Origin of the sequence: Streptomyces sp. 2A115 (assembly GCF_052245575.1) — a bacterium.
Lineage (GTDB): Bacteria > Actinomycetota > Actinomycetes > Streptomycetales > Streptomycetaceae > Streptomyces.
Window position 1 is genome coordinate 18,620 of record NZ_JBQQCG010000049.1, and the last position, 16,243, is coordinate 34,862.

A 16,243-nucleotide genomic window follows, 5' to 3' on the forward strand; every position below is an offset into this window, starting at 1 on the left:
CGCGGGCTCATTTGCCCCCGACCCTGAGCTCGCCAAATACCGCCACCCTTGTCTATTGCGGCAGTCGCTCGCTGGTCCACCCGTCTGATGGTGCGCAGCTGGGGCAGTGGCGACTCGCGTTCCTTTTGACTCGCTCTTACTCCGCATGGGGCGTCTCGAGTTGGGGTGACTGCACGGCGGGTGTCACACGAGGCAGTGTGCTGACACGACTACGACGGCGATTCGGATCCGCCGTTCGTCAGCTCTGTCAGTAGCTGACGGAGTTCGGCCAGGTTGCCCAGGCGGAGGGCGGTGGTGGGGTGGTCGGGGCCGAGAGTGGTTTCGGCGATCTGCAACGCCCGCTCCTCCAGCGGCAACGCCTCGGCGTGACGCCCCAGATCGCTGAACGTCCTGGCCAGGTTGCCCAGGCGGAGGGCGGTGGTGGGATGGTCGGGGCCGAGGGCGGCCTCGGTAACCTGCAACGCCCGCTCCTCCAGCGGCAACGCCTCGACATGACGCCCCAGAGCGCTGAACGTGGATGCCAGGTTGCCCAGGCGGAGGGCGGTGTCGGGGTGGTCGGGGCCGAGGGCGGCCTCGGTAACCTGCAACGCCCGCTCCTCCAGCGGCAACGCCTCGCCGTGACGCCCCAGAGCGCTGAACGTGGATGCCAGGTTGCCCAGGCGGAGGGCGGTGTCGGGGTGGTCGGGGCCGAGGGCGGCCTCGGTAACCTGCAACGCCCGCTCCTCCAGCGGCAACGCCTCGGCGTGACGCCCCAGATCGCTGAACGTCCTGGCCAGGTTGCCCAGGCGGAGGGCGGTGGTGGGATGGTCGGCGCCGAGGGCGGCCTCGGTAACCTGCAACGCCCGCTCCTCCAGCGGCAACGCCTCGACATGACGCCCCAGATCGCTGAACGTGGATGCCAGATTGTTCAGGCGGAGGGCGGTGGTGGGATGGTCGGGGCCGAGAGTGGTTTCGGCGATCTGCAACGCCCGCTCCTCCAGCGGCAACGCCTCGACATGACGCCCCAGAGCGCTGAACGTGGATGCCACGTTGCCCAGGCGGAGGGCGGTGGTGGGATGGTCGGGGCCGAGAGTGGTTTCGGCGATCAGCAACGCCCGCTCCGCTAGCGGCAACGCCTCGGCGTGACGCCCCAGATCGCTGAACGTCCTGGCCAGATTGTTCAGACGGAGGGCGGTGTCGGGGTGGTCGGGGCCGAGAGTGGTTTCGGCGATCTGCAACGCCCGCTCCGCCAGCGGCAACGCCTCGCCGTGACGCCCCAGATCGCTGAACGTCCTGGCCAGGTTGCCCAGGCGGAGGGCGGTGTCGGGGTGGTCGGGGCCGAGGGCGGCCTCGGTAACCTGCAACGCCCGCTCCGCCAGCGGCAACGCCTCGGCGTGACGCCCCAGATCGCTGAACGTGGATGCCAGGTTGCCCAGGCGGAGGGCGGTGGTGGGATGGTCGGGGCCGAGGGCGGCCTCGGTAACCTGCAACGCCCGCTCCTCCAGCTGCAGAGCCTCGGCGTGACGCCCCAGATCGCTGAACGTGGATGCCAGATTGTTCAGGCGGAGGGCGGTGTCGGGGTGGTCGGGGCCGAGAGTGGTTTCGGCGATCTGCAACGCCCGCTCCTCCAGCGGCAACGCCTCGCCGTGACGCCCCAGAGCACTGAACGTCCTGGCCAGGTTGCCCAGGCGGAGGGCGGTGTCGGGGTGGTTGGGCCCGAGGGCGGCCTCGGTAACCTGCAACGCCCGCTCCGCCAGCGGTAGGGCTTGAACTGCCTGGCCTCGGGCCGAGAGGTAGAACGCTCCCTGGCCGAGCAAGGCAGCAAGTTCCGAGACCTTTCCTGTGCCGTCGTGGTGCCTACTTACGGCTTGCATGTGTGGCAGCAGCATTTGCCATTCCGGCCAGGCTTGCACGTCGTCGGGGCTACCTGAAGGGATGGCGGCATGCAGCAGGTTCAGGGCGGATTCGCTGGGATGTAGTGGGGCGATGGTCCGAGATCGGCGCAGCCGCCGCCGGATGCTTCTGGGCTGTGATGGTGGAACGGGCGCTGGGGTGGTGGTGCGTAGAACGGCCTGTACGAGGCGGTGGACGGTGACGGTGGTGTCGGTGAGGGTGATCATGCTGTAGGCGGCAAGGACGCCCAGAGCGTGATCAACAACCTGAGCCGAGGGGAAGGCGCTGCCAAGCACGTGGCGGGGTAGCGGGTCGGGCGCGCAGTAGGCCAGGACCCGCAGTAGCTCAACCGCGTGGGGATCGGCAGTGTGCACGGCGTTGAGGGTGACGCTCCACAGTTGGGCAATGGTGCGCTGCTGAGGGTCACCGGGAGTGGTGGCGGCCAACACACCAGCAGGATCGGCACGCAGCTGCCTGAGGTAGGTGGCAGCGCCGGTGCGGGTCTGCGCAAGGTAGGCGCCAGCCTGCTGCAGGGCCAGCGGCAGGTGCCCAAGTTCCTCGGCCAGGTCGGCCAGGATGCCGGCGTCGCCTTCGCTGTGACGTCCGGTGATCTCCTGGAGGACAGCCAGGGACGTCTCAGGAGTGAGGGTGTCCAGGCGTAGGGGGGTACCGAGGTCATGCCAGAGAAGGTCTCGGCGTGTGGTGACCAGGACTTGACCGGTACTCAAACGGCCGAGGTAGGGACGCAAGTCGGCGGGTTCCTCGGCGTTGTCGAAAATCAGTAGCCATCCGGTGCGGCCCTGCAGCCATGTCACGGCCCATGCGGCCGCCTCGTCCAGTGGCAGCCCGGCATGAACCGGGTTGAGGGTCGTTGCCAAAGACGTGAGTTCGGCTATGACTGAGGTAGGCGTCGATGCCTCGATCCACCACACTGGCCCTTGCCCAGCCGCCAGATAGGCGTGGGCGTGGTGTAGGACCAAGGTGCTCTTGCCGACCCCGCCCATGCCGCGCACGCTCTGCGCCACGATGCCCGTTCCCGTTGACGGCAGGGCTTGCAGGGTGGCGAGTGCGTCGTCGCGGCCCTTGAACACACGACTATCAGGTGCGGGCAGGTTATTCAGCCGCGCAACCGCCTCTTCTGACACGGCCGCCTGCAACGCACCGGGAGGCACGACCAAGGTCCGCTGCTCGATCCGGGCCTGATCCCCGGTGGCAATCACCCCAGAACTCTGGCCCGCAGCAGCGGAGCGGCCTCCCGACGCGGGCGGTATCTGCGCCTTGGTCATCGCTGAACGGTGCCGTTGTCCCCGGTCACGATGATCCCGGAATTGTCCTGCGTGACTACCGCGCGCTCACCCGACGCCGTCGGCCCGCTCGCAGCCGGACTCGTTGACGGAGCCGAGGACCCGATCAGTGAAGACGCCCACGCCCCCACGACTCCCGCAATCACAGCGCCGGCTCCGGCACCGGTCCCGATCCGCGTCGCCTGATCCCACGGCAGCAGCACATCACCCAACCAGACGCACAGCCCGAACACCATCAACGCCCCGGCAACGACCACCAACCAACGCCCTGTCGCACTCATCTGACGCCCCCTCACGCTGGAACAGACGCCCATACTCCCACCACGACACGCAGGACCACCTCGTTGCGCCCAATCCGAGGCACCGAAAGTCGCGGCCACACGTCGGCCCAGGCCGCTCGGCTGGGCTGCGTGGAACGGGCCTGTGGGTGGGGACGCCAAGGCTCGCGACCTGATGCACCCGATTGGTGAATCTCCTGAGCGATCTTGGCAGCATCCGGCGCTCACTGCGTTCGAGACGCGTGGGCGTGTGCTGGGCGTTGGCACAGCACCCCGTCAAACGTAACCTCTTTGTATGGCCGATGACTTGGTACAGCGAGCGCACTGGGGAGACCTGGAAGGGCAGAGCTGGGCTGGACTGGCCCGCCTGTCGACCGAAGAGGCTGAGGGCGAGCTGTCTTCTGACGACACGTTAGACCGGTCCGTGCCCCGGTTCATGACGGGCAGGGACATCAAGAGCACGGAGGAGCAGGAGAGGGACGGCCGACGGTTCGTCGAGAACCGCGGAGGCCGCTACGTCCACACCTACATGGAGCCGGACACCTCTGCGTGGAAGCGCAGGCGTGTACGCCTCCCCGATGGCAGCACCGGCTACCGCGTCGTACGGCCCGTGTTCGAAGGGGCGTTGGAAGACCTCAAGCGAGGCACGGCACCGAACGGCGAGCCCATCGACGGATTGATCGTCTACGACATCGACCGTCTGACCCGCGACCCTCGGCACCTCGAAGACGCGATAGAGACCGTGGAGCACTACCACCGGCCGATCATCGACATCACGGGCACCCTGGACCTGTTGACCGACAACGGCCGCGCCATGGCCCGCGTGGTCGTCGCCATGGCCAACAAGCAGTCCGCCGACACCGCCCGCCGCGTACGCCGCAACCACAAGGCACGACGGGACCGGGGCATACCCGTGGGAGGGACCCGCCCGTTCGGATGGCAGGCCGACAAGCGCACACTGAACCCGACCGAGGCCGAGTGCATCCGTGATGCGGTCAAGCGCCTCATCTTGGGGGCCGACTGGCACGCGATCGTCGCCGACTGGAACCGCAAGGGGATCACCACATCCAAGGGCAACCCGTGGACATGGATCGGTCTCAGGGACATGATGCGCAACCCGCGCCTATGCGGATACCGATCGCATGTCGTGAGCGAGTTCGACCCGGAAACGGGCCGAGAGAGCAGGCACATGACGATCGCTCACGACGACGAGGGAAAACCGGTCACGGGACAGTGGACGGCAATCCTGAAGGTCTCAGAGTGGGAGGCCGTCAACGAGATCATCGGTGACGGTCCGATGCGCGGAGGAGGCCACAACGCCCGCGTCTATCTGGCCAGCGGCATTCTTCGCTGCGGCAAGGATGACTGCGGATCGCTGTTGCGTGCGATGAAGGCCGCACCGAGCCGGGGCAAGCCGGAAGGATACTTCTACTACGTCTGCCCGGCGAAGACCACGGGCAGGGGGTGTGGCGGGGTCAAGATCGGCGGTCCGGAAACCGACGAGCTGATCAGGAAGATCGTGATCACGAAGTACGAGGAAGAGGCCACCGAACGGCAGTCGGTCAAGGCACCGCAAGAGTGGCCGAAGACGACTGAACTGGAGATCGTCCGCGAGGACATTGCTGATCTCAAGGACGCTCGCAGGGCACGCAAGATCAGCGCTGAGCGCTACTACTCCGATCTTGCCGAGTACGAGGCCGACGAGCAGCGTCTGAAGAAGGAGCGAAACGCTTGGCAGCGCCAGACACTCGCGGGCCAGGGCGAACCCGTGGACATGGCCGAGGAGTGGAGCAGGGACGGGATCACCCTTGCCGAGCGCCGGTCGTACGTCGCGCGAACGCTAACGGCTCTCGTTGTTCTTCCCGTAGGGAGTGGGCGCCGAGTGCTCTTGAGGGACCGGATGGTTCCCGTGTACTGCGAGAAGTAGCACCAGGAGAACGGGCGCCCGTCACTTCGTACGGCGATGGTGACGGGCTCCGTCGTGTGTTGAGACGTCGACGCCCAGGGCAGCGTTCATCCTGCGCCATTGAGCATCCGACCAGCGGGGAGCCTTGCGCGCATGTGCCCGCGCCCAGGCCATGTCCTGATCCTCTTCTCTGTCACTCGGACGCGGCGGCACCAGACCGTCTCCTCTCGACGGCCAGCTCTTCACGCGCGGTCTCACGGTTGGCTGCAAGGTCTTCAGCGACCCCGGCAGCGAGAAGGGCGGCACCCGGGGTGTGACCGGAACCGACGTAGCGCCAGTGCGCATCGGTGACCGTGCCAGGTCCGGTGTCGTGACCGATGCCGAAGTGTTCGGCACGGTCGGTGCGTAGGGCCGCGTACGTGGTCGAGTAGGCGCGGGACTTGGTCAGGATGTGGCCTCGGTAGCCGAGGGCGTGGGCCCAGGCGCGCAGGCGCAGGGGCGCAAACTCGGGGAGACCGCCGAGACGCCAACATGTCCGCATGAGGATCCGGACGTGGTTGGAGACCGATGCCGCCTCGATGTCCGCGCAGGTAATGACCCTGTGGTCGGTGCCGGCGCCTGTCTCGCTGGCTCCCTTGGTGACGTACTTCGCGACGTACGCGGCCACGGCGTCGTCATCCGGCCCGTTCCCGTCAGCGCGCAGAGAACGCACGTCGACCTGAGCGCCCCAGCGGAAGGTGAGTTCACCGACGGCGGGACTGTACGGAGAGCGGACCGAGACCCGACCCACGGCAGCGCGTACGGCGTCGGTCAGGCGGTCGGCCGAGCCCCATTCCGGGGGTTCGTCGGTCGGTCCGGCCGGGCCGTCCAGGCGCACGATGGCGTGCACGTGGACGGCCCCGCGCTTCTGGTATTCGGCGACACGGGCGAAGGACAGCCGGGCATGATCCGAGAAGCGGGACTGTACGACGCTTGCCGACGAGGCGAGTTGGCGACGGACGCCGATGACGAAGCGATCCCACAGCTTGCCCGCGTGCGCGTGCCAGAGGGCGTGGGCCGGGTAGTCGTAGCAGTCGGTGCAGAGAGGTTGGCCGACTAGCGGAGCGTTCGCGTCATGGATCGTGCCACAGGCGAGGGGTCGATCGTGTTCGCACCTCCAGCCATCCCGACGAGGGCGGCACCGGTCCCCGGCACGGTGGACCGCGCCGAAGGACGGGGCAGTCAGGGTGACAAAGAGCCGGGGACGTTGTCGGACTGTGCCGGGGACGTTCTTACCGCCGAGGAGCCCAGCGCGGACGAGGTGGAATGTGTCGCCTGCGTGGGAGGCGGGAGCACGGAGCGCAGACGGTCGCGCGTCGGTTGCGGCAGCGGACGAGGAGGCGTTCGCCGGGTTGGTCACGGGTGTCGTAGCGGCGGAGGATCTCGCCGGTCGTTGCGTCGAGGGTGGCGGTCGAGCCGGACAGGTGGACGGGATGGGAGCAACCGCCCGTAGCGGTGATCTGCTCCAGCCAGCTGGTGAACTGGGGATCTTGAGCGATGCGTATTGCGTCACGGTCTGCTTCGGGAAGCTGACGCAGGCGCGCCGCGCGGTCGAGGGCGGCGCGCCTGTCAGCCGGAGTGAATTCCGGGGGAATGGTGGTGACCTTCCAGGGTGGGCCGCCGCAGCGGCACGGGTGATGGTGGGTGGCGCGCTGTTGGGCATGTGGATCACTCCTTGCTTGATCGGGTGTGTTGTGGGTTCAGCGGATGGTTCCGGCGCCCCGGCAGACGCGGCAGCGGCGAAGCCGTCCGGTCCAGGTCCTGCGGGCTCCGTCGCCCTTGCAGACGGGGCATCTCACGCGAGGCATGGGCATGGCGTACGTCCTTTCTGCTCAGGTGTGGGAGAAGCCGCTGATGACCCAGGTGACGAGCCCGTGGACGGTGAAGATCACGGGGGTCTGGCCGAGGTAGACGCCGAAGAGGCCGACGCAGACCGCTTCCCAGGCGCGCACATCGCGGGAGCGGACGAGGAGGACGGTGATGATCCCGAAGATCACCGCGAACGTGAACGCCGTTCCTTCGCTGATCACTTGTCGTCTCCTTCCAGGGCCGCCAGGGCGCGGCGTACGGCGGACAGTTCCGGGGTGATGCCGGAGTTCCGTTGGGCGATCGCTATGGCCTCTTCTGTCGGTGTCAGGTGGGAGCGGGCCCGGCTCCAGCCGCCGTCCGGCCCGGTGCACACCGCCACGCCCCGTTCCGCCGCCGTGATCGACTGAGCGACGGTCACCGCGTCCTTGTTGAGGTCGCCCAAGGTCATCTCGGCCGTGCCGGGGTCGTTGACGCGATGGCAGATCCGGCCACCGAGTTGAGCCCGCAACGCGGTGACACCGGGGCCGAGGTCTGAGCCGACGCGTTGCCCAGCGACGACCAGGTGCAGGCCGAGCGCGGCACCGAGCTGGGCCAGCCGCAGCAGCAACGTGGAGCACTGCTCCGCCTCTGCCTTGCTCTCGCGTCTGCCATCAGACAGGTACAGCTCCGCGATCTCGTCGACGATCACGACGACGGGCACGGGCCGCAGCGTGTCGGGGAGCTCCCAGATGGAGCGGACGCCCGCCGACCGGCACGCGTGCATGCGGTCCTGCATGTCGACGACGAGCGCGGTGAGTATCGCCACCGCCTCGCGTCGACACGTCGCCAGCGCGCTCAACCGTCCCGCGAACAGGCCGAGTTCCATGCCGCCCTTGCAGTCGATGCCGATCAGGGCGACGGGTTGCGGGGCAAGCTGGGTGATGAGCCGGGCCAACAGGGTGGACTTGCCGGACCGGGTGGCGCCCGCGATGAGCCAGTGCGGCACCAAACGGAGATCCATCACCCAGGCGCCGCCGCTCTCCAGCGCGCCGATGAGCGCGGACAGCAACGCGGTGGGAGCCGTGGCCAGGCCGGGCCGCTGAAGCGGATCACTGGCCGTCGCAGTCAGGAGTACAAGACCGCGTTCCGGCGACGTGACCCGCACCGCGTGAACCTTCCACGCGTGCACGAACGCCTCAGCCGCCTTCAGGTACGTCGCCGGGGTCTGGCCCGCGTGCAGCCGCACGACCGCCGTCAGGCCCATACGGGTAGCGCGCGGGAAGGAGATCCGGGGAGCCACCGGCCGCAGCGGATCGCCCTTGACCACCAGGTCGCCCAGGAGCCCGCGGGCCGGACGGCGGGAGACGGAGAGGTCGTTGAGCATGGCAACCTTGCGCCAGGTGAACAGCACCCGGCAGGTGGTGAGCGGATATCCGGTGAGGTACCAGTGCCAGGCCGGACGATGCCGCCGCAGCAGGTCACCGACGACGAGCACCCACGCCAGCACGGCGAGCCCGAAGGCGAGCGCGATCGCACCGTTCATCACGCACCACCGGCCTTTAAGGCCGTGCCGTGCACGGGCGTGATTGCATCGGCGCGGAAGCTGATTCCGTGCCGGTCGCCCATCGCCCAGGCGAACGCCATCAGTCCGGTGACCTTGAGGATCTGTCCTTCCTCGATGCCCTTGGGTTCACCGCTCACGGCGATCTCGATCACGGAGATTCGCCGCCGGTCCTGCCGCACCGTGACGGCCACCGTGTAGATCGTGTTGCCGTCGCGGTCCTTCTTCACCTCCTGTGTCTCGGGGTTGCTGATCTTTGCTTCGGGCGCGATGGCGCACCGCAGTACGCCCAGTCGCGCCGTGTCCACGGGAATGGACTGCATTGCTTGGCCTCCTTGGCCAGTCGGGACGCCCGACATATTCAGACGTCACTTGTCCTTACGAGTTATGACTATGTAGTTCTGTACGGCGAAGGCGCAAGTACTTATGCTGACGAGTGATGTCGCGCGTGCGACGTGACTATGACTTCGATCCGAAGGTGGCCAGATGACGGAGATCCAACGCCCCGGAGCGCTCTACCAGCAGGTTGCCGCCGCGATCCGGGAAGCGATCCTGTCTGGCGAGTTCGAGCCGGGCGCCCCGCTGCCCTCCGAGGCGCAGCTCATCGAGCGCTACAAGGTGTCCCGCCCGACGGTCCGCAACGCTGTCGCCGCTCTGCGCGCGGAAGGCCTGATCGAGGTGCGGCACGGCAAGGGCAGCTTCGTACGCTCCGACGGCCAGCCCGCTGTCACCATCGGGCGTCGCATCGGCCACACCCGTGACGGTCAGTTCGCGCTGCCGGATGGTTCCGTCTGGGACGAGGCCGAAGAGCCCACCCCCTACCGCGCCCACTCCACCAAGGCCAACGGTCCCCTGCTCGGACTCGGCACGGAGGAAGATCTCTTCGTCTGCGACCGTCTGCTCACCGACCCCGCCAGCGGTACGCGCGCCATGCTCCGCACGGTGACCCCGCTCGCGGTTGCCGCAGACGTCCCGCTCCTCGGTGAGGCGCCGGGCCCGCCTCCCGTTGCCGCGTACGCGATCCTGACGCAGGCCGGGCACAAGCTGTGGTGGTCCGAGACGGTCCGCGCCCGCATGCCGATGCCCGACGAGCGGACCACGCTCCAACTCCCGGACGCAACGCCGATCCTGCACCTGGCCCGTGTCACGCATGGCACCGACGACCGTCCCCTGATGCTGGAAGAGTTCCGCGTCGGAGCGGACCGTGCCGAACTCGCCTACCGGATCACCGCCGACAAGCAGCCCGCGCGGCGCGCCCGCGCCTGAGGGCCGACGGCAATCGGTCGAAACCCGCTTCACTTCCTCAAGGGCGCGCCTGCGGCGCGCCGGGCAGCCCGGCCGCCCCGGCCGGGCGTGCGGCGTGGCCGCCGGTCCCGTCCGGTCGCCCGACTGCCCGCACCGCAGCACGCCAGAGGCCGAGAGGCATCGACCCGCCGAGCCGGGCCGGGGCCAGCGTGGCTGGGGGTCGACGGCCTCCGAGACTTTAGGCAGCTCCCATGGGGCGAGCCTCGAAGACCAGGGGGCCGATCGGGCTATTGCGGGCAGCTCCAAGGACTGCCCGATCCGCTGGCGAGCGTAAGGCCCCCTGGTCACTCGCCCCATGGCAGCTACCGCCCAAAGTCTCTGCGGCCGGCGACGTGCCCATCTGCTGCGCTCACCAGCGAAGACACACCTCATGCCGCACCGCCGTCGCCACCGGCCAGCGCCTCCAGAAGCCCGGCAAGCCGGTCCACGGCGTCCGGCCAGCCCGCGACCCGTACGACCCCGCGCCCCTCTTCGTTCGTCGAGGCGACCGCCCGCACCTCCGACAGCTCGAACCCGGCACCCAGGAACCCCCGGTTCAACCGGTCGGCAGCCTCCCGCGCACCGCGCCAACCCGCCACGTAGTCGACACCGGGCACCCACAGTCCGGAGTCCGCGCCCGCGACGTCGAGCCCGTCACTCAGCCAGTCCTCACCTGCGCCGGTCACCTTGTCCACCTCTGCCCTGATCTAGGTAACGGATCGTCAACTTTCTTTGGCCCAGGGCAGAAACGCAGAGCAACGGCCCCAGTACCATCAGGCACTGGGGGCCGTTGGCTCCCCTGCCGGACCACCCCGGTAGCTGCCAGGCGCGGGGGTGGTCCGGTCTCGGTATGAGGTTGTGAAGCGCGGCCCCCTGAGCCGGGTGGGGAACCCGGCGGATCAGGTCCAGGAGACCGCGCCTCTTGGCCGGAGATGTGAGGCACCGGCCCCGAACCGTCACCCACTCCCTTTCTCGGGGAGTAACAGGCGGGCGACGGCCCGGAGATCATCAGATCGGTTTGTGCTCGGCTCCGCTGTCGAGGTCGAGGCGGCACCACACGGTCTTGCCGCCCTTGTCTTCCGGCGTCCACCAAGCGGCCGCTGCCAGCCGCTGAACGATGAGCAGCCCCCGGCCGCTGTCGGGCAAGATCGCCTCGGACAGTTCTCCCGCCAACTCTGGGGAGAACGTCTCGCCCTGAGGGAGCAGCGGAGGCGCCGGGTCCTCGTCCGTGACACCGATGAACAGCCACTCCGGCCACATCTTGAACGTCACATCGATACGCCGAGAGCCACCGGGTTGCGCCAGACAGCGATCCGGAACCGCGTGGTTCACGACGTTCCCCACCAGTTCCGACACGATCAGCTGGGCGTCATCCACGATCTCGTTCGCACCCGCGCGGCAGAGGAACACGGCCGTCATGTCGCGCGCTACACGCGCCGTGTCGCGGCACTCGGCGAAGAGCGTCAGCGTCAGGAAGTGCCCAGCGGAAGAGGGGTCCGGCACTGCAAACCAGTGAGCGAACGCGTCTAACTCCTGCACCACATGCTCATGCCGCTCTTTCTTCGCGTCCATGACACGATCCACCGTCTCTGATCACGTCTGCCGAGGCCCTCTCGGCAGGGTGCACCGAGAGTGCACCCCACGTACCGGCTGTCGCTCCCCCCTCTTGGGGACCCCCCTCATGGGTACACTCGCGAGACGGACACAGTAGGAAGATCAGGTCAGTCACAATGGGGAAGTGAAATGACCGAAGCTGCTCCGACACCGGCCGCTTTGCCGCCGCACGTGCTGGAACGCGCAGACGTGCGCTCCGCGATCGCCAACCACGATTTCGGCGAGGTCTTCAGACTCGCCAGGCTGCACGGCAAAGTCAGCTATGCCAAGATCGCCGAGGCCGTCGGCTACAAGCGCGAGCACATCGGCAAGATGGCTCGGCCGGAGACCGACGGCAAGGGCGTCCGCCCCCGGATCACACAGCACCGCAAGATTCTTGAGGTGGTTGACGGCCTACGCATCCCCGGTCACCTCGCTGGCCTAGCCCCACGTCCATGGGAGCTGGCGCGAGGAGCGCGAATCTCCGTGCCGGAGGACCCGAGCACCTTGCTCACACAGGGCGGTGCGGGACTGTGGGACGTCGCCGAACTACTACGGCGAACCGAGCTGTCCACCATCAACAGCGCTGCCCTGGAGTCGATCGAACAAGGCATTGACCAGTTGGCCCGCGCCTACCCGTACGCCGATGCCGACTACCTGCACGAGCGCACCCGGAACGGCTTGCAGTACGTCACCAAGCAGCTTGAGGGCCGGATGACCCTGCGTCAGCACCGGGAACTCCTCGTTGACGCTGGATGGTTGTTCCTCCTGAACGCATGCGTTCAGTACGACCGAGGGCAGCGCGAAGCCGCCAACCTCAGCAAGGCCGCAGCGCTCCGGATCGGCAACGAGGCCGGACACGGCGAGATCATGGCTTGGGCGTGGGAGATCGAAGCATGGTTCGCCCTCACTCAGAGTCGCTGGCAAGACATGCTCGATGCCGTTGAAGCCGGGCACGTAGCCGATCAGACGCATTCCGTCGGCGTGCAGCTCTACGCGCACAAAGCACGCGCCGCCGCGCGAATGGGAGATGCCCGCCTGGTCCGCGATTCCCTGGATGCCGGACGCGCGAGGTTGGATCGATTGCCCCGCCCGGACCACCCGGAACATCACTTCATCATCGACCCGGACAAGTGGGATTTCTACGAGATGGACGCCTACCGTCTACTCGGAGACGACGAACGCGCCGCCAACCACGCTCGCTCGGTGATCCAGATCAGCACTGGCCCCGACGGGACCGAGATCTCCCCCATGCGCGCCGCAGAGGCACGCCTCACGCTCGGAGTCGCCGCAGCTCGCACCGGCGACATAGCAGAGGCCATCGGCATGGGCACCACGGCGCTTGACGCCGACCGGAAGTCGCTTCCCTCGCTGCTTTTAGTCGCCAACGAGCTGGACAGGGAACTGCGGTCCCGCTACCCACGCGAGACCGCCTCTCGCGACTTCCACGAACGGATCTTGACCATCACACGGGGTACGGCCACACCAGAGCTTCCGTTCTGAACCCGACCGCTCGCCATCCATTTCCACTGAGAGAGACAATCTTCAGTCTCATTCCTCGACGAGCAGCACGGCCTCGGCGATCTTCTGAGCGATTTCTTCTACGGAGTCATACTCCGTACTAAAGCCCTTACGGTCCTTGAGGAAACTACTGAACTTCCCGACATCCCCGAAGCTCACGCCGTGAAGCACGGGGATCACCGTGTCCTTGTGTAGTAGGGCCCCGAGTTCACGCTCGGTCCAGAAACGTCGACTCAAGTACGCTTCGGTAAGCAGCGTTACACCGGCACGCGCACGGGTGATGCCGTTGTCCATCTCGCGTGCGAGGCTCTGTCCGGCTCGAATGGCGACGTCATCGAACCAGACCTCGACGTCAAGGGCTGCAAGCCCGCTACGCAGCTCCTCAGCTACGTCGGCTCCGTCGCTCCGCGCGTAGCTGAGGAAGACATCGATCTCGCGCTCGTCCTGCTCAGCAATAGCACCCTGTACTCGCTCGACGAGGTGCCGCTCTTCTACGGTGAACGAGACTGACGAACTGCGGCTCTGCTTGAGCTTGGCGAGTTGCTGACGGTTGTGTCGTTCGGCCTTGCGGTTGTGATCCGACACCACCTTCTCAACCTGGTTCTCAAACTTGCGCTGCGCCCTCTTGGCGTCCTGCTCTGCCTTGCGCTGAGCACTCCTGAGTTGTTGTCGCATGGAACTCGCACTGACCCTCTTGACCACTGGTCCTCCGAAAGTGCTGAAGCGCGTGCCTCTTGATGAGGCTGCACCAAGCCACGCTAGTTCATGGGTCTGACAGTGTCGGAGCGCGGAAACGAAAGAGGTAACGCTTGCCGAGGTGTTGCGCGGTCATCCAGGACACACCGAACACCTCGATCGCGGCGCCGGTCACGAACATCACCGCGCACAGGATGCCCACCGGTGCCGGGACCGCGAGCGCGATCGACGGCAGGGCCAGCGGGAAGACGCAGAGGGTGCCGGCGAGGAGCAGTCGGCGTGGCTTCCAGCGCATCATCAGCAGGGCGCCGCCTTCGGTGCCCGCGGCGAGGGCCAGTCCCCACGGGCCGGCGCCGCCCAGGCTGTCCCGGGCGACGAGGGGCCCGTACACCGCCTCGGTGGCGCCGACGACGGCCACCACGATCGAGAACTGCGCGACGATCGACCACAGCCAGGTCCGGCCGATGACCTCCCGCCAGCCGTCCCGGAGATCGGCGAGCATGCCGCTGCCCGGTTCGCGGGGTGCGATGTGGCTGACGTCGAGGAAGGCCCGCAGGGCGCCCGCGACCGCGAACGCCGCGGCGTCCACGGCGAGTACCCAGCCGGGCCTGACGACAGCGACCATCGCGCCGCCGAGCGCGGCGCCGCCCAGGCCCGCGCCGTGCATCGCCAGCCGGAACAACGCGAAGGCGCGGCCGGCCTGTTCGCCGCTGACGGAGGAGAGCAGCATGCCCTCGGCCGCCGGGTTGAAGAACGCCTGGCCGGTGCCGCCGAGCGCCGTGAGGAGCATCATCTGCCAGAGCCGCGGTTCGCCGGCGATGACGAGGGCCGCGAAGGCAGCCTGCGAGAGGCAGTTGAGGGTGTTGGCCGCGACCATCACACGGTGCCGCGGCAGCCGGTCCGCGACCGCGCCGCCGATCAGCAGGAAGAGCACCAAGGGGAAGGAGGTGCGGGCCGCCGCCACCAGGCCCACATCGCCGCCGTCGCCGCCCTCGTTCAGTACGGCGAACGCCGCCGCGATCAACGCACCCTGGCTGCCCAGGTTGGTCACGACCGCGGCGGCGGTCAGCAGGGTGTAGTTGCGGCCCGCCCAGGCGGGGCGGCGCAGGCGTGCGGAGGAGTCGGCTGCGGGGTCCACTCGGCGACTGTCGCCGCCCCGAAGCCGGCTTGCCAAACCAATTGTCGGCCGGTTCCGTTGGGGGCTTGTTCCCTCAGGAATCGGCCTCCTCCGCGGTGAGGCCGTGATTCCTTCGAATCTGTGACGTCTACGGCTTCTATGACTCCGTGGGCGCGGTCTCGGTAAGGCGTACGGTGCTCAGGATCTTCTGGACGGTCGCCTCCGGGATTTCGTCGCCCACGCCCTTGGCGCCGAACAGATTCCACGTGACGAAGTCGCCCGCGCCGTTCTTGAACGCGAAGGCGATGGCCTTTCCTTCGCTTTCGCACTTTCCGTTCTGCGGGGTGTTGCTCGAGTACGCGGTGGCGATGCTTCCCTCGAGGCCCGACGTGGTGGTGTACGCCTTCGCCTTGTCGAACTTGACGCTCTTCTTGTCCGGCTGCGTGTAGCCGCCGAAGATCCACCACGGCACGCGGGTCTCGGCTGCCTCGTTCGCGTTCTTGGCGCCGTTCTCGCCGCGCGTTCCGGCGGTGACGAGAGCGGTGTCCTCCGTGGTGCCGTCCTTGTCGCTGTCGGTGGAGCACCACTTGGACTTGAGGTAGGCGGGGGCGGTGACGGTGGAGCTGTCCGTCTTGCCCTTCTCCTCCCACTCGAAGCCGACGCTCGTGTCGGCGCTGTCGATCTCCCACTCGGCGGGCACGTCGAACATCGTGCCGAAGCGGGGATTGACGACCACCTTCCAGCCCGCGATGGTCGGCTTCTCGCCGTCGGTGCCGCGCGGATTGCCGCCGCTGGTGGACGGAGAGACGCTCGGGGCCGGGGACCCGTTGGACGGCGGCGACTGCTTCACCTTTTTCTTGTCGCCGCCCGCCTCGTCGTCCTTGTCGCCGCCCAGGACCAGGAAGCCCGTGACACCGGCCGCGAGGACCACGGCAGTTGCCGCCACGATCGCGACGAGCTTCGTCTTGTTGCCGTTGCCGTTCCCGCCGTCGCCCTGCGGGGGCTGGGGCGCACCGGGCGCGCTCCAGGCCGGCTGTCCCGGCTGCGTGTACGGGTTCTGCTGCGGGAATCCCGGCTGCTGATATCCGGGTTGCTGATACGGATTCGGCTGCTGGTACCCCGGCTGCTGGTACGGGTTCTGGTTCTGGTCCTGCGGGTTCTGCTCGCCCCCGGGCGGCTGGTTTCCTGGCCACATGGGCAGTAACCCTAGTGCCGCCCGGGACACGGTTGGGTCACTGCCCTTCGTCAGGGGTGTACCGGCTCAGGCGTCCGATGGGCTGTTTG

At 67.7% G+C, this 16,243-nt stretch carries 11 protein-coding genes and 2 pseudogenes; 3 read left to right on the forward strand and 10 right to left on the reverse strand.

Going from position 1 to position 16,243, the window contains the following annotated elements; genetic code table 11:
* Positions 1–209 precede the first annotated feature (209 nt).
* Positions 210–3,158: an FxSxx-COOH system tetratricopeptide repeat protein gene (gene fxsT / locus ACTWQR_RS33975; protein WP_443231050.1), complete on the reverse strand. Its 2,949-nt coding sequence runs from the start codon at positions 3,156–3,158 to the stop codon at positions 210–212.
* Between the two features lie 591 nt (positions 3,159–3,749).
* Here fxsT and ACTWQR_RS33980 point away from each other — a divergent pair.
* A complete protein-coding gene (locus ACTWQR_RS33980; protein WP_443231051.1) occupies positions 3,750–5,381 on the forward strand; it encodes a recombinase family protein in 1,632 nt (543 codons plus the stop codon).
* 172 nt (positions 5,382–5,553) lie between these two features.
* Here the strand turns inward: ACTWQR_RS33980 and ACTWQR_RS33985 are convergent.
* From ACTWQR_RS33985 to ACTWQR_RS34000, 4 genes and pseudogenes are all read right to left on the reverse strand, one after another.
* Positions 5,554–6,937: pseudogene (locus tag ACTWQR_RS33985) on the reverse strand (replication initiator).
* A 294-nt stretch (positions 6,938–7,231) separates the two neighbouring features.
* Positions 7,232–7,429 (reverse strand): hypothetical protein, encoded by a 198-nt coding sequence (locus ACTWQR_RS33990; protein ID WP_143638908.1) that lies wholly within the window; start codon positions 7,427–7,429, stop codon positions 7,232–7,234.
* Positions 7,426–8,730, reverse strand: coding sequence for an FtsK/SpoIIIE domain-containing protein (locus ACTWQR_RS33995; RefSeq protein WP_443231052.1), 1,305 nt, complete (start codon positions 8,728–8,730; stop codon positions 7,426–7,428). The genes ACTWQR_RS33990 and ACTWQR_RS33995 overlap by 4 nt, the downstream gene beginning before the upstream one ends.
* The gene (locus tag ACTWQR_RS34000; RefSeq protein ID WP_443231053.1) at positions 8,730–9,071 is read right to left on the reverse strand and encodes an SCO3933 family regulatory protein; all 342 of its coding nucleotides are present in this window, start codon (positions 9,069–9,071) and stop codon (positions 8,730–8,732) included. Before ACTWQR_RS34000 ends, ACTWQR_RS33995 begins: the two co-directional genes overlap by 1 nt.
* Before the next feature lie 163 nt (positions 9,072–9,234).
* Here ACTWQR_RS34000 and ACTWQR_RS34005 point away from each other — a divergent pair, with 163 nt between their 5' ends.
* Positions 9,235–10,014 (forward strand): GntR family transcriptional regulator, encoded by a 780-nt coding sequence (locus ACTWQR_RS34005; protein WP_443231054.1) that lies wholly within the window; start codon positions 9,235–9,237, stop codon positions 10,012–10,014.
* Between the two features lie 407 nt (positions 10,015–10,421).
* Here the strand turns inward: ACTWQR_RS34005 and ACTWQR_RS34010 are convergent, their stop codons facing one another.
* Both ACTWQR_RS34010 and ACTWQR_RS34015 read right to left on the reverse strand, forming a co-directional pair.
* A complete protein-coding gene (locus ACTWQR_RS34010) occupies positions 10,422–10,718 on the reverse strand; it encodes a hypothetical protein (protein WP_443231055.1) in 297 nt (98 codons plus the stop codon).
* Positions 10,719–11,040: 322 nt separating this feature from the next.
* On the reverse strand, positions 11,041–11,604 hold the full coding sequence (locus ACTWQR_RS34015; protein ID WP_443231056.1) for an ATP-binding protein: 564 nt from the start codon (positions 11,602–11,604) through the stop codon (positions 11,041–11,043).
* Positions 11,605–11,775: 171 nt separating this feature from the next.
* On the opposite strand from ACTWQR_RS34015, the gene ACTWQR_RS34020 reads away from it, so the two are divergent.
* Positions 11,776–13,128: a tetratricopeptide repeat protein gene (locus tag ACTWQR_RS34020; protein WP_443231057.1), complete on the forward strand. Its 1,353-nt coding sequence runs from the start codon at positions 11,776–11,778 to the stop codon at positions 13,126–13,128.
* Between the two features lie 48 nt (positions 13,129–13,176).
* On the opposite strand, the gene ACTWQR_RS34025 is transcribed toward ACTWQR_RS34020, so the two are convergent.
* From ACTWQR_RS34025 to ACTWQR_RS34035, 3 genes and pseudogenes are all read right to left on the reverse strand, one after another.
* Entirely contained in the window at positions 13,177–13,821 is a 645-nt protein-coding gene (locus tag ACTWQR_RS34025) for a toll/interleukin-1 receptor domain-containing protein (protein WP_443231058.1), read from the reverse strand.
* Positions 13,822–13,963: 142 nt separating this feature from the next.
* A pseudogene (locus tag ACTWQR_RS34030) lies at positions 13,964–14,980 on the reverse strand (MFS transporter); the annotation flags it as partial.
* A 136-nt stretch (positions 14,981–15,116) separates the two neighbouring features.
* Positions 15,117–16,154 carry a hypothetical protein gene (locus ACTWQR_RS34035; protein WP_443231059.1) on the reverse strand — a complete coding sequence of 346 codons (1,038 nt, stop codon included), beginning with the start codon at positions 16,152–16,154 and terminating at the stop codon, positions 15,117–15,119.
* Positions 16,155–16,243: the final 89 nt, after the last annotated feature.

What these genes read in the sequence shown, in the direction of transcription:
- ACTWQR_RS34015 (WP_443231056.1), bottom strand. Translation starts at nt 11,604, where the DNA reads ATGGACGCGAAGAAAGAGCGGCATGAGCATGTGGTGCAGGAGTTAGAC.
- fxsT (WP_443231050.1), bottom strand. Translation starts at nt 3,158, where the DNA reads ATGACCAAGGCGCAGATACCGCCCGCGTCGGGAGGCCGCTCCGCTGCT.
- ACTWQR_RS34020 (WP_443231057.1), top strand. Translation starts at nt 11,776, where the DNA reads ATGACCGAAGCTGCTCCGACACCGGCCGCTTTGCCGCCGCACGTGCTG.
- ACTWQR_RS33995 (WP_443231052.1), bottom strand. Translation starts at nt 8,730, where the DNA reads ATGAACGGTGCGATCGCGCTCGCCTTCGGGCTCGCCGTGCTGGCGTGG.
- ACTWQR_RS33980 (WP_443231051.1), top strand. Translation starts at nt 3,750, where the DNA reads ATGGCCGATGACTTGGTACAGCGAGCGCACTGGGGAGACCTGGAAGGG.
- ACTWQR_RS34035 (WP_443231059.1), bottom strand. Translation starts at nt 16,154, where the DNA reads ATGTGGCCAGGAAACCAGCCGCCCGGGGGCGAGCAGAACCCGCAGGAC.
- ACTWQR_RS34025 (WP_443231058.1), bottom strand. Translation starts at nt 13,821, where the DNA reads ATGCGACAACAACTCAGGAGTGCTCAGCGCAAGGCAGAGCAGGACGCC.
- ACTWQR_RS34005 (WP_443231054.1), top strand. Translation starts at nt 9,235, where the DNA reads ATGACGGAGATCCAACGCCCCGGAGCGCTCTACCAGCAGGTTGCCGCC.
- ACTWQR_RS34000 (WP_443231053.1), bottom strand. Translation starts at nt 9,071, where the DNA reads ATGCAGTCCATTCCCGTGGACACGGCGCGACTGGGCGTACTGCGGTGC.